We start from the raw sequence: 13,507 nt of genomic DNA on the forward strand, positions 1-13,507 counted from the left end.
CGCTTTCTCGTCAGAACTTCTGGCGCATGCCGATCGTGATGCCCGTCTGGTTATATCCGGGCGCGACCGTACCGTAGCCATTGACACCAAGCGTGGACTTGTCCTTGTTGTGAGCGAAGCCCGCGGTTGCGTAAAGGTCAGTGCGCTTCGACAGGAAATAGTCCGCGCAGAGCACCGCGAGCCACGGGTCGGCACCCGTCGAATGCACGTCCTGGTAGTAACCGGTGGCCGTGATAATGAACGCGGGCGTCACGTTGTACTGCGCACCCGCCCAGTAGAGATTCGCAGCGCTGGCTTGCGAGCCGTTTGCAACGACGATCGGGTTCACAGGCAGGAACGCATTAGATGCACGCAGATAGCGGTAGCCCGCGAAGCCCTTCACGGGTCCGATCACATACGAAGCGGCCGCCGTCGCGCGACGCTCGGTGCCCGTGTTGGTCGCGACCGTGTTGCTGTTGCGCTGCTCGTACGACACGCTCGCCGCGAACGGACCTTGCGCGAAAGTCAGCGCGCCGCTGAAGAAGCGCCCCGTGATTTCCGCGCCCGGCACTTCGGCGCCATAGCCCGTGTCGTAGCGCGTGCTGTACATCGCCTGCGCCGTCAGCGGCCCGAACACGCCGGTGTACTTCGCCGAGTTGTCGATGCGTCCGGCCATCGCGTAGTCGAGCGACAGCACCGAGTAGCGCGACGATGCGCCCATCGGATCGAACGCAACGGCCTGTTCGTAGAGCAGCGAGTTCTGCCGGCCGAAAGTCAGTTGCTGACCTTTGTACGAAAGACCGACCCACGCCTGCCGGCCGAATAGCCGGGCGGTCGTCGCAGCATTGGCGCCCAGACCTCTGGTCGATTGAGCGGTCGTGCCGTCATTGATGTTGAAACCGCTTTCCAACTGGAAAATGGCCTTCATGCCGCCGCCCAGGTCTTCGGCACCCTTCAATCCCCAGCGCGAGCCGGACAGGTTGCCCGACACTTCGCGCGTCTGTGCGCCGCCAGCGCTCGTATTGTTGATGTGTTCGACGCCAACATCCGCGATCCCGTACAGCGTGACGCTGCTTTGCGCATGCGCAGCGCCGCAGGTAAGACTGACGCCTGCGGCGGCGACTGCGCCGAGCATGAAACGGACGTTCGTGTTGACGTTGTGGCTGGCTTTTTTGAACAGCATGGAGTCTCCAAACAGAGTTTTATGGATTGGTTTTGAATGCGTGGATCAGACCTTGTGAGCCGACGGCGCTTCGCCTGCGTCGGCGCCCGGATCACCGAGCCAGGCGATGGTCAGCGCACCGAGCAGCAGCACACCAGACACGGCGAGCAGCGGCACGGTGAACCCGCCCGAGAGCTGCTTGAGCGCGCCGATCATCGACGGACCGACGAAGCCGCCGAGGTTGCCCACGGACACGATGAGCGCGAGGCCGCCGGCCGCGGCCCGCCCCGTCAGAAAGCTGGACGGAATGGCCCAGTAGGTCGCCTGGAAAGCGAGGATGCCGCTCACCGTGAAGCAGAGTGCGATGAGCTTCAGCACGGGCGCGTCGAGGAAGGTGCTCGCGCACAGCGCGGCGGCCGCCACGACCAGCGCGCCGGCCACATACGGAATGCGGTTCTGCGAGCGATTCGCGACGCGCGCCCACCAGAGCATCACGACTGCGCCGATTGCATATGGAATCGCCGTGAGCCAGCCCACGACCGTGTGTGCGACGCCGAATTGCTTGATGATCTGCGGCATCCACAGGCCGACGCCGAGCGACCCGACGATGCCGCAGAAGTTGATGAACGCGAGCACGAACACGCGCCAGTTGGTCATCGCGTCGCGCAGCGTGCTGCCGTGACGTGCGCCGATGTCGCCCTGTTCGAGCGCGAGACGCTTCGCAAGCGACGACTTCTCTTCGTCGGTGAGCCACTTCGCTTTTTCGGGGCGGTCGGCCAGCACGAACAGACAGGCGATGCCTAGCAACACGGCCGGTCCGCCTTCGATCAGCAGCAACCACTGCCAGCTACGCAATCCATGCAGGCCGCCGAGTTCGAGCAGCGCGCCCGAAACGGGAGAGCCGATCATGTTCGCGACGGGGATGCCGACCAGAAACGCAGCCGTCACTTTCGCGCGCCACTTGCCCGGAAACCAGTGCGTGAAATACAGGTAGATGCCGGGCGTGAAGCCCGCTTCGGCGAGACCGAGCAGGAAGCGCGCGGCGGCAAAACTCTTGGGTCCGACGACGAACGCCGTCGCCATCGAAAAGAGACCCCACGTGATCATGATGCGCGCGATCCACACGCGCGCACCGACCTTCTGCATGATCAGGTTGCTCGGAATCTCGAACAGGAAATAGCCGACGAAGAACAGTCCTGCGCCGAAGCCGAACTGCTCGGAGGTCAGACCGAGATCCTTGTTCATCGTCAGCGCGGCGAACCCGACATTGGTGCGGTCGAGATAGCTGACGACGTAGCAGATGAAGATGAACGGCAGGATTCGCCGGAACGCCTTGGCGAGCGTGCGCTCGCTGGCCGCGTAGTCCTCGCTCGCGATGCCGGCAATGGGCGGCGCTTCTGTCTGGCGCGTGGCACCGTCGGCGCGCAGGGTGTGCGACATGGTCATGCTTGCTCCTCCATCGCGCTTCTGTCGGCGCAAATGTATTGATGTATCGCGGGCGCTCGCGCCCGCTGCGCGATCAGACGGTTCGCCCGGCCCGCTTCGGAAGCGGTCCGGCAATCGTCATTTCAGCTTTGAGAACCGTTCCCGAAACGGACTCGGTCATGAACAGCGTCTTCATGTCCTCGCCGCCGAAACACAGATTCGTAAGCGAAGCGCCTTCCGGACTGGTCAGAATTTCGACGGGCTCCGCGCGATGGTTCAGCACCCACGCGCGACCAAGCCCCGGATTCGCGACGAAGAGTCGCCCTTGCGTGTCGATGGTCAGTCCGTCCGGACCGCTCGGGCCATACGACGTGAAGAACTGCCCTACCTTGCTGACGGAACCATCTGCCTGAAGCGGCACTCGCCACACGCAATTGCCGCGCGTCATCCCGACAAAGAGAATCTTTTCGTCGGGCGACAGCACGAGTCCGTTGGGGCTCGGGCAATTGCCGAGCAGCAAGTCGAGCCTGCCGTCCGCCGACAGCCGGTACACGCGGCCCGTCGGATCGTGCAGCCCCGTTTGCCCCTGGTCGGTGAAGTACAGGTTCCCGTTCGAATCGAACGTGAGATCGTTCACGCCCCTGAAGCGCTCGGAATTGCGCCGCTCGAGAAACGGGCGCACTTCGCCGCGCGCGATGTCGAGCAGCATCAGGCCGTTGCGATAGTCGGTGATGAGCAGATGCGCATCGTCGAAGCGCTTCATTCCGTTCGGCTCGCCGTCGTATTGCACGACGAGTTCCCACTCGCCCGACGGCGAAATCCGGAAGACACGGCCGTGCGGAATGTCCGTGACGAACAGATAGCCCGCCGGGTCCCACACGGGGCCTTCGAGAAACGAGTCCGTGGCGACGCCGCCGCGATTGGCGCGCGCCCAATCGGTCTGGACGTCGCCTTTGCGGAATTTGTCCGGCATACGCGTGAAGACTTCCGCAGTGCGTATTTCGGGCGAGATGAGATAGAACATGATGGGTTTTCTCTTGCGGACTTCAGGCTGCGTTGCGGGCGTGTTCTTCGACGACGGCGAGAACATTGGCGGCTGCGCCCTTACCCATGTTCACGTACGCGGCATCGCTCACGCCGCCGATATGCGGCGACAGGATTGCGTTCGGAATCTGCTGGAACGGATGCGGATGCGTCATCGGTTCGACGTCGAAGCTGTCGAGACCGGCAAAGCGCAACTGGCCGCTGGCGAGCGCCTCGGCGAGCGCCGCTTCGTCGATCAGTCCGCCGCGCGCGGTGTTGACGAGGATCGCGCCGCGCTTGAACCGCGCGAGCGTGTCGCGGTTGAGCATCTGGCGGTTTTCCGCTGTCAGCGGGCAATGCAGCGAGACGACGTCGGAAGCCGCGTACAACTCGTCGAGCGACACCAGCTTCACGCCTGCGGGCGCTTCTTTCGCGTACGGATCGAACGCAAGCACGTTCATGCCGAACGCCGCGCCGATCGCTGCGACGCGTCGGCCGATCGCGCCCAGTCCGACGAGGCCGAGGGTCCGCCCGTCCAGTTCGACGGACTTGTGCGTGGATTTGTCCCAGTGGCCTTGGCGCATGCGCGCATCCAGTTGCGGCACGGACTTCGCGCACGCGAGAATCAGCGCCCATGCATGCTCCGCGACGGCGGCCGCGTTGGCGCCAACGGCGGCGCGCACCGCGATACCGCGCGCGGCCGCCGCTGCCTGATCGATCACGTCTATGCCGCTGCCATGCTTCGAAATCACTTGCAGGTTTTCGGCGGCATCCATGATGCGGGCGTTCACCTTGCCGTATCGGACGATGATCGCGACTGGCTTGTGCTCGGCGCACAACGCGACGATGTCGTCTTCGGTGGGCTGCTTGCCCGCGAACACGACGTCGAACTGGGTCAGCATGTCGAGCGCCTGCGGCGCGAGATCGGCGGCCGTCACGAGGACGACGGGTTTATGCGAAGCCGTCTGCATCATAGCGCCTCGCCTTCGGCCAGCATGCCCACGGCACGCAGTTCCTTCTCGATCCAGCCCGGACGCACGTCGCCCTTATGAATCGCCGCGATGCGCGCTGTTTCCATGTCGAGCTTTTTCTGCGCGAGTTCGATGATGCGTGCGACGTCGTTACGCGGAATCACGACGACTCCGTCCGCGTCGCCAACGATGAGATCGCCCGGGTTGATGGCCGTGTCGCCCGCCGAGATCGGCGCATTGACGAGGCCCGCGACACTTTTGGTCGGGCCGCAGGGATTCAGGCCGGCCGCGAAGACCGGGTAGTCGCCGCTGGCGAGTTCGTGCGCGTCGCGCACGGCGCCGTCGATGACGATGCCCGCGATACCGCTCGCCTTTGCCTGCGTCGCCATGATCTCGCCGATCAGCGCGCACGAGAGATCGCCCTTTCCGTCGACGACGATCACGTCGCCCGGCTTCGCGATGGACAGCGCGGCGTGGATGGCGAGGTTGTCGCCGGGACGCACTTCGACCGTGACGGCCGGGCCCGCGACTTTCATGGTCGGCGACAGCGGCTTGACCCGGCCATGCAGCGTGCCGCGACGGCCGGCGACGTCGGCGAGGATGGCGGCCTGATATCGCGCCGCTGCCTCGACCAGTTCCGGCGACACGCGCTCGATATTGCGATTAATGGGAGAAGTGCCTGCGGACATAGTGCTCATGGATTCAACCTCAGTTCGTGAGTTTTACTGTGTACAACAGTAGTGTACGGAGTGAAATCACTATAGCCAGAGCAGGCACGCCGATCCACTGGCGTTTACCCTTTTACGGTATAAACCGTCGTTTTACTGTGTACAATCAGCGGGGATGAATGACGGGAGGCGGGAATGGGAAACGAAGGTGTCGTCGCAGTCGAGAAAGCGCTTTCGCTGTTGGACTGCTTCAAGCCGGGAGCCGAGTCACAGTCGCTCGCGATGCTCGCGCAAGCGTCGGGCATGCACAAGACGACGGTCTATCGACTGATGAACTCGCTGGAGCGAATGGGCTATGTCGTGCGCGCTCAATCCGGCAACTATTCGCTCGGACATCGCGTGCTGTACTTGGGCAAGCTGTACGAGCAGTCGTTCCATCTTTCGACGGTCGTGGAACCGGCGCTGCATGCGCTCGCCACGGTGACGAAAGAAAGCGCATCGTACTACGTTCACCACAATGGGCAGCGGCTGTGCCTGTTTCGGGTCGAGCCGTCCGAAGGTCTGCGTGAAACGCGGCTCGCCGGAACGACTCTGCCGCTCGACGACACGGCCATTAGCCAGGTGATACGTTTCTGGGGACTCGGCGAACCGATCTACGGCAAGCCGCCAGCACTGCCCGTCTTCACCGCGGGTGCGCGCGATGTGCACACAGCAGCGTTCGCTGTACCGATCTTCGGCGCCGGCGACAAGTTCATGGCGGCGCTGACGCTTTCCGGTCCCGCGTCGCGGCTTAGCGCGGCGCACACGTCGGGCGAGCTGGATCGGCCGCAACTGGATGCGGCCGCTGATCTGTCCCGGAAGCTGGGCGCCAGTGTTGCGTTTTGCGAGAACATCTACGGCATTTGATCGCCGCTTTGCCAAAGGCAGGGTTCAGGTGGACGAGCCGTTCGTCGCGTGACTGCTGATGCATTCGCACAACGCCATGCTCGCGCCAGCGCGGCTCCTCGGTTGCTGCGGCAGCAAGCGCCCGGACATGGGCGCTTTTCAGGTCGATCGGCTGCCACAGAACCTTAGCGGTTGACCACGCCCTTGGGCATCGTCAGCACAACGACTGCCGCCACGAGCAACGAGACCGCCACGCAATACAGGCCCATGTCGGTGCTGTGCGTCATGTCCTTGATCCAGCCGACCAGATAGGGACTGACGAAGCCCGCGAGGTTGCCGACCGAATTGATCAGTGCAATACCCGCGGCCGCTGCCACGCCTCCGAGGAATGCGGGCGGAATCGACCAGAACTGGCACAGTGCTCCCAGAATGCCAATCGTGGCGAACGTGAGGGACACGACAGCCGACGTGACGTTGTGCGGTACCAGCGTGCTCGCCACGAGGCCGGCCGCGCCGATCACGGCCGGCAGCGCCACATGCCAGCGACGCTCCTTGCTCCGGTCCGAACTGCGTCCCAGCAGCACCATTGCGATGGCCGCGGCGCCGTAGGGGATCATCGTCAGCAGGCCGACGTTGAAAGCGTCGCTTACGCCGGATGCCTTGATGAGCGTGGGAAGCCAGAAGCTGATGCCGTAAAGGCCCATGATGATGCCGAAGTAGCACAGGCACAGCACCCAGACGCGTTTGTTGGTGAATGCACCGCTCGCACTATGCACCTCGATGTGCCCCGCCTCCTTAGCCAGCCCCGTCTCGAGCAGCGACTTTTCTTCATCGGTCAGCCATTTCGCGGCGCTGATCCTGTCGTCGAGATACAGCAGCACGGCAATGCCGCCGAAGATGGAAGGCAACGCCTCGAGCAGGAACAGCCAGCGCCAGCCCGCCATGCCGTGCACGCCGCTGAAGCTGTTCAGAATCCAGCCCGACAGCGGACCGCCAATGACGCCGGCAATTGGGATTCCGGTCATGAACATCGCGGTAATCTTTCCGCGGCGCGAAGACGGATACCAATAGGTCAGGTAGAGGATGATGCCTGGAAAGAAGCCGGCTTCGGCGACGCCGAGCAAAAAGCGCAACGCGTAAAAGGCGGTGGGCGTCTTCACGAAAATCATCGCGCCGGAAAGCACACCCCAGCTGAGCATGATGCGGGCGATCCATTTCCGCGCGCCAAAACGATGCAGCGCGATGTTGCTCGGCACTTCGAAGATGAAATAGCCGATAAAGAAAATCCCCGCGCCTAAGCCGTAGATCGTTTCGCTGAATTTCAGGTCAGTCAGCATCTGCAGCTTGGCAAAGCCTACGTTGACCCGATCGAGGTAAGCGAAGACGTAGCAGAGAAAGAGGAAAGGAATCAGCCGCCATGTCACCTTCGCATAGGTCCGGTCTTCGCTGTGAGCCGGCGAGACGACATCGCCGTAAGTGGACTTCAACATCGTTGTCTCCTTGATCCGCGGCCGGTGCGCTCTAGTCGCGCCGGTGCGGTCTGTTGTGTATGTGACGGCCTATGCTGGCCGTTCAGTCGAACATGTCCGGGCTGGTCTGCGCGAGCTGGTCATAAATCGGCTGGAAATGCAGCCAGCCGATGTATTCGCTGCCGACGTGTTCACGGCTGTAGCGCGAACTGTGCTCCGGCACCATGACGGGCTTGATGCCGGTCGCCTCCACCAGTAACTGCTGCTGACAGCAGCGCTCCAGCGCGATGAACCAGAACGCGGCGGCTTCGATGCTGTGGCGGCTCACCGTCAGCAGACCGTGATTCTGGTGAATGGCTGCCTTGACGTTCTTGAAATAGTCGGCAACCGACAGCCCGGCCTCCTCCTCCACCGCGACCGCGCCGGCCTCGTCCCTGATCACGACATGGTCCTCATAGAAGGCCGCCGCGTCCTGCGTGATGGGGTCGAGCGGCCGTCCGAGCGCCGCGAACGCAGTGCCGTAGACCGTGTGCGCATGGCACATCGCAACAATGTCGGGATTGGCTTCATGCACCGCTGCGTGCAGCACGAAGCCGGCGCGGTTGAGTGCGTACTTGCCTTCCACAACCTTGCCGGTATGGTCAGCGAGAATCAGGTTGGAAAGTTTCACCTGGGAGAAATGCACGGCCATCGGATTGGTCCAGTACAACTCCGGAAACTCAGGATCGCGCACGGTAAGGTGGCCGGCGAAACCATAGTCGAGCTTATGGAGCGCAAAAGCGCGGCATGCGGCGACGAGGCGTTCCTTGCGGTGCTGGCGTTCCTGCGCGAACGACGAAAAGTCGGGCAGCTCGGGAAACTTCAGCCCTGCCTGCTTCGGGCGATAAATGGAATTGTTCGAGGGATGCGAAATCGTGCGGCGAAGTTCGGCCTGCTGCGCGCTGATATAGATTTTTCCAGTGCCGGTGCTCATGCTGTCTCCTGTCGTAGCGGTGATCGTGTGTCGCTAACGATAAGGAAAGACCGGCCGCCGATCTAGGCGTGGCGGACAATAGGATTTATTACGCCGCCATATAAATCCCCGGCGCCTATGGCTTCTGCCAGGGCGGCTCGCGGAAGACGTCGACGAAGTAGTCGATAAAAGCGCGAATGCGCGGCACCAGTTGGCGCTCGGGCAGATAGACGACATGGATCGCGGTGTCGTCCTTCGCCTGGTACTCCGGGAGGAGCGGCACCAGATCCCCTCGGCGGATCGCGGGCAATGCAAGGTGTTCGGCGAGGCGCATGATGCCCACGCCGGCCACGCAGAGCTGAAAAAGCGTGGTGCCGTCGGTACTGCGGAAACTGCCCTGTACCGCGACCCGTTCGAGCCTGCCGTTGATCATGAATGGCCACAGGTTGAGATGCTCGCGCGGCGACTCCCATGTCAGGCAGGCGTGCCTCGCCAGGCCGAGCGGAGTCACAGGTGTGCCGTGTGCGGCAAGATAGCCCGGAGACGCCACGACGATGCGCTGGAGATCGCAAAGCTTTCGGCTGCGCAAAGAGGAATCCTGCAGCCGGCCCATGCGGACTGCGACGTCGAAGTTATCCTCGATCAGGTTGACGTTGGAGTCCGACAGGGAAAAATGCACGCATACCTTTGGGTAGGACGACAGAAAACCGGGCAGCGCGGCCACCAGTTGATCCATGCCGAACGCGTGAGGCGCGCTGACGCGCAGATTGCCGCTCGGCTCGCTGGACCGGACCTGCGCTTCCGCTTCCTCCAGGCTTTCGAGAATGTCGTTGCAGGACAGCAGAAAGCGCTCGCCCTCATGGGTCAGCCGTTGCGTGCGCGTTGAACGATGCAGCAACTGCACGCCGAGCCTTCGCTCCAGAGCGTTGACGCTTTGGCTGACGAACGGTTGGCTCACTCCCAACATGTTTGCCGCAGCGGTGAAGCCCCCGGCCTCCACGACCGCCTTGAAGACACGCATCTCCAGCAATCTTTCATCTTTCATCTGTCGGATCCGTGTGCGGCAGTGGGCTCTCTGCAGTTTACCCGGATTGGCATCGATCCCTTCCGTGCCTGCCTGCTCCGCTCGTTCCGTAACGCTGATGTCCACATCACCGCCTTTGATGCCAGACCGCCTTTGTTGCCAGACCGTCTTTGCAGTCATGGCGGATGTCACGCCGCTTGTGGCCCGAACCTCAGCGCGCAACAACGAACGATGTGTGCATGCCCATCTCATAGTGCCCCGGCCGATTGCAAATCAGCACATAGCGTCCTGGCGCAAGTTTCAATGACAAGCGCTTGGTCGAACCCTGCGCAAGGTCCTCCACCTCGCCCATCTTCCTGAACCGGCTCTCCGTGACCACGCCTTTATGGACAGGCAGATGCGCGTCATCCAGCTCTGTCCTCAGCACCACGAACTCATGTTCGGTATTGCCGTTCGCTGCGTTGTTCACCTCGAACGTGACGCGCCCGGCTTTCGCTGTGCCGGGATCGAGTTGAATCATGTTGTCCGAGAGTTTGACGTGGATCGTTTGGTCCGCATGACTGCTCAGCGGCACAACGCCGAGCGCAAGCGCCGCCAGGACAAAAACGGTATGGCTTCTGTCGTTCATGATGTTTCTCCGCGAAAGGGCCGCGTTGCCGCGAGACGCGTCGAACCACGGTGCCGGGTTCGCCGGCGCCGAAGGTTAGCCACGGCGCAAGCAGATTTGCACGCGTTGCGCGCGTGAATGCATCGCGGATGAGGACCGAGCTCGCCAGTGCAGGCGAACCTCGGTAGTAGAACGTGAGCGGGCTTCGAAATATTCCGTCCGATGTCGCGTGCGGTGTGCTGAAAATTGCCTATGCTCTCCCGGTACTGGTACTCGCCGCATTTCGTCATGCCAGGCCCGGCGGAGATTCGTCATGAAAGACCGTGTCCTCTCGAACCGCCGCTGCATTGCGAAGCTGCTCGGCGTTCTTTCGATGATCGGACTTGCCGCAATGGCCATCCATAACAGCGCGGCCGCTGCGGGCACTCCACTCACGGCCGACCTACCGTTGACCCACGTCGCCGACATCCCGCTGCCAGGTCGCGCCACCCGGCTCGATTACGAAAGCTACGATCCTGATAGACATCTGCTGTTCATCGCGCACCTGGGCGACAGCGAAGTAATCGTTTTCGACACGCAACACTCACGCGTTGTCGCCCGAATTGGCAACATCGCCGCCGTTCATGGCGTCCTGGTAGTACGTGAACAGTCGCGCGTGTACGCGTCCGCGACCGGCACGAACGAAGTTGTTGCCATCGACGAGACCACCCTGAAAATCACTGCACGTATGCCGGGAGGCGTCTATCCGGACGGAATGGCCTATGCACCGGACACCCGGAAACTTTATGTATCGGACGAGACAGGCGGGACTGAAACCGTAATCGATACCCAGTCCAATCGCCGCATCAAGGCAATCCCGTAGGGCGGCGAAGTCGGCAACACCCAGTACGACCCAGTGTCCCGTCATATCTTCGTCAATGTCCAGTCACGAGGACAACTCGTCGAGATCGATCCAACGACCGACGCAATCGTCGCGCGGATCGATCTGCCGGGCGCGCGAGGCAATCACGGCCTCTATATCGTTTCGCAGCCACACCTCGCGTTCGTCGCGTGCGAAGGCAAAGACAGACTGCTGACGCTGAACCTGCTCACCAGGCAGGTCATCCAGTCATTCGATGTTGGCGCCGATCCCGACGTGATTGCATTCGATCCCGGTGCGGGCACGCTTTATATCGCCGGCGAGGCAGGCATCGTGTCGATGTTTGCCGTTGGGTCTTCAACGGTGTCGAAAATCGGCGAAGGCCGCATCGGACCCAATGCGCATGTGGTCGCTGTCGATCCATCAACGCATCGTGCCTATTTCCCGCTGAAGAACGTCGACGGACGTCCGGTGCTGCGCGTCATGGCGCCCCGGTCGATGGTGCCGTCTCCGTGAAACGATACCCGCCCCGATGAGGTATAAATCTGAACGTAAGAAGTCCACGACCTCATGGTCGATCTGGCGATGCACCTCCGCGCGATCAACCCCGGGCGCATCCTGACAGATCAGAGCCGCATTGGCCGCGACCGAGGCCGGAGTGAACGGACCCCCACTGCTGCGAGACCAATCGCCAACGGCGCGCTGGCGATTGCATGTTGTTGGGGACCGTTACTGTTCCCGGCGGCTGCGGACGCCGCGAGCGGCGTCCGCAGCAGAACCGTCTAGAACCTTCGCGCGTCGAAACCCGGCAACGGCTGCGTGCCCTCCATTACCACTGCATTGAGCAGCTTCGGATCGAGCCCGAGCACACGCAGTATTGTCGGCGCGACTTGCGTTGTCTGCACGCGCTCACTGACCTCCCGGCCTGCACCCGGCGCGCCAGGCATATAGACGACAAGGCCCAGATGGCTGTCATCCGGCGCATTGCCTCCGTGCTCCTCGTCCTTCTTCGTGCTCGTCGTGTAGATGACGCCAGGGTTCGGCTGAACGATGATGTCCGGGGTTCGGCCACCCGCTGGATCGCCAAAGCGCACGGCGAGCGGACGGCCGTACAGAATATATGCCTGCGGGCCGTCCGCGCAGATCCCTGGCGCGTTGCAACTCAGGTTGTCCTTGAGCGTCTTGACGGCGGCGGCGAGCTGACTCTGATCGCGCAGCCATACGAGCCCGACGTCGTCGGTCTGTACGAAGCCCGTACCTGTGAGTCCGGTCCCGTCGTTGAGGTTGCCGCTTTTGGTGCTCGCCTGTCCAATGTTGCCGTCCGGATCGAAATAGTTGCTCGATTCAAGGAGCTTCGACAGCGTGTCGCCATTTTTCACCAGCTTCGAGTGATCCGTGGGCGACTGGCCGTGCTTGGATGTGACGATGATCGCGGTGGACTGATAGAGCCCGCGCTGCTTCAATTCGGCCACCATTCGACCGAGGGATGCGTCGATGTACGCGATGGCCGCCGCAACTTGCGGGCCGGGCGTGAAGCTCTCGTCCAGATAGCCACCACCCTTCGCCACCGGCGCCTTCTGTGCGACGCTTAGCGTTTGGAAGTTCGTGCCGAGTACCGCAGGCACACTGGCCGCTGCATCGCCCTTCGATGTCTTTCCGTCGATCTGATTGATGATTGCCGCGACGTGGAAGTCGTCGAATTTCTCGGTATGGCTGTAGACGTCCGTATAGTCGGTGCCGGTCGCGGGGTCGATCGAATTGATCTCGGTTCGCATGAGATCGTCGACGCCGCGCCCAGACGGGCCGTTCAGCCAGTCATAGCCCCATGCATGCTTGTCCGCCCAGGCCGTGCGCGCACCTGGAAGGTTTTGTTTGACGACTTCGAAGACCGTGTTGGTCTTCACATAATCGTGCGGATAAACGGGCTTGCAGACGCCACCGATCTTTGCGTGAGGGATAGCCTGTGGATTGAATCCGCCACCGCCATCGAGATGCGTCAGTGCGCCGCCATTCTCGGCGTCAATGCCGGTGGTCTCGTCGAATACGACGTTCCAGCCTTGCGGACCGCTGCACGTCGAATCCGAAGGCGCGTATAGCGTTCTGTCGTATGACACGTCGTAGAAAAGCCCGCGCTCTTAGGCGACCCACCGGTAACGAGCGCGGCGACCCCCGGAAAAGAGTCCGACAAACCCGGCGTATGAGCGTCCGTATAAGTGGTGCCGGCCTTTGCAAGAAGCGCAATGTTGGGACATGAATTAGAAGCGATGCATCGCGCTACGTCTTGTTCGTGCAAACCGTCGAAACTGATGAGAAGCACATGTTCGACCTCATTGTGCCTGCGGTGATCGCCGTCTTGCCCGCGATGATGGTCCTCGGCGGGAGACGCATGCGCTGCGCAAGATACTGCCAGCGTCAGGGCTACAGTGGAGAACACGTTTTGCAACGGCCATTGCGGTCTTCTTCGGTTCATGTCTCGTCCTTAT

Annotated in this window: 10 protein-coding genes and 2 pseudogenes; 2 read left to right on the top strand and 10 right to left on the bottom strand. The window is 62.2% G+C overall.

Going from position 1 to position 13,507, the window contains the following annotated elements:
- Window positions 1-10: 10 nt before the first annotated feature.
- The 5 genes from ACTJLB_RS18760 to ACTJLB_RS18780 form a co-directional block, all read right to left on the bottom strand.
- Window positions 11-1,162 carry a porin gene (locus tag ACTJLB_RS18760; RefSeq protein ID WP_088173838.1) on the bottom strand — a complete coding sequence of 384 codons (1,152 nt, stop codon included), beginning with the start codon at window positions 1,160-1,162 and terminating at the stop codon, window positions 11-13.
- A 45-nt stretch (window positions 1,163-1,207) separates the two neighbouring features.
- Window positions 1,208-2,587 carry an MFS transporter gene (locus tag ACTJLB_RS18765; RefSeq protein WP_440784142.1) on the bottom strand — a complete coding sequence of 460 codons (1,380 nt, stop codon included), beginning with the start codon at window positions 2,585-2,587 and terminating at the stop codon, window positions 1,208-1,210.
- Window positions 2,588-2,660: 73 nt separating this feature from the next.
- Window positions 2,661-3,590, bottom strand: coding sequence for an SMP-30/gluconolactonase/LRE family protein (locus ACTJLB_RS18770; RefSeq protein WP_408192587.1), 930 nt, complete (start codon window positions 3,588-3,590; stop codon window positions 2,661-2,663).
- A 22-nt stretch (window positions 3,591-3,612) separates the two neighbouring features.
- Window positions 3,613-4,560 carry an NAD(P)-dependent oxidoreductase gene (locus ACTJLB_RS18775; protein WP_408173825.1) on the bottom strand — a complete coding sequence of 316 codons (948 nt, stop codon included), beginning with the start codon at window positions 4,558-4,560 and terminating at the stop codon, window positions 3,613-3,615.
- Entirely contained in the window at window positions 4,560-5,258 is a 699-nt protein-coding gene (locus tag ACTJLB_RS18780) for an RraA family protein (protein ID WP_088173841.1), read from the bottom strand. The genes ACTJLB_RS18775 and ACTJLB_RS18780 overlap by 1 nt, the downstream gene beginning before the upstream one ends.
- Before the next feature lie 165 nt (window positions 5,259-5,423).
- Between ACTJLB_RS18780 and ACTJLB_RS18785 the strand changes: the two genes are divergently transcribed.
- Entirely contained in the window at window positions 5,424-6,134 is a 711-nt protein-coding gene (locus ACTJLB_RS18785) for an IclR family transcriptional regulator (protein WP_440784143.1), read from the top strand.
- Window positions 6,135-6,298: 164 nt separating this feature from the next.
- Here ACTJLB_RS18785 and ACTJLB_RS18790 read toward each other — a convergent pair whose 3' ends face one another.
- From ACTJLB_RS18790 to ACTJLB_RS18805, 4 genes are all read right to left on the bottom strand, one after another.
- Window positions 6,299-7,603, bottom strand: a complete 1,305-nt coding sequence (locus ACTJLB_RS18790; protein ID WP_288824053.1) for an MFS transporter — start codon at window positions 7,601-7,603, stop codon at window positions 6,299-6,301.
- An 82-nt stretch (window positions 7,604-7,685) separates the two neighbouring features.
- Window positions 7,686-8,555, bottom strand: a complete 870-nt coding sequence (locus ACTJLB_RS18795) for a class II aldolase/adducin family protein (protein WP_440784144.1) — start codon at window positions 8,553-8,555, stop codon at window positions 7,686-7,688.
- Window positions 8,556-8,670: 115 nt separating this feature from the next.
- Window positions 8,671-9,579, bottom strand: a complete 909-nt coding sequence (locus ACTJLB_RS18800; protein ID WP_020070950.1) for a LysR family transcriptional regulator — start codon at window positions 9,577-9,579, stop codon at window positions 8,671-8,673.
- 190 nt (window positions 9,580-9,769) lie between these two features.
- Window positions 9,770-10,186: a cupredoxin domain-containing protein gene (locus tag ACTJLB_RS18805; RefSeq protein WP_440784145.1), complete on the bottom strand. Its 417-nt coding sequence runs from the start codon at window positions 10,184-10,186 to the stop codon at window positions 9,770-9,772.
- Between the two features lie 292 nt (window positions 10,187-10,478).
- Between ACTJLB_RS18805 and ACTJLB_RS18810 the strand changes: the two are divergent.
- Window positions 10,479-11,540 (top strand): annotated as a pseudogene (locus ACTJLB_RS18810) (hypothetical protein).
- 266 nt (window positions 11,541-11,806) lie between these two features.
- On the opposite strand, the pseudogene ACTJLB_RS18815 reads toward ACTJLB_RS18810, so the two are convergent.
- Window positions 11,807-13,494 (bottom strand): annotated as a pseudogene (locus ACTJLB_RS18815) (alkaline phosphatase family protein).
- Between the last annotated feature and the right edge of the window lie 13 nt (window positions 13,495-13,507).

Source organism: Paraburkholderia sp. 22098 (genome assembly GCF_052045935.1).
GTDB lineage: Bacteria > Pseudomonadota > Gammaproteobacteria > Burkholderiales > Burkholderiaceae > Paraburkholderia > Paraburkholderia caledonica.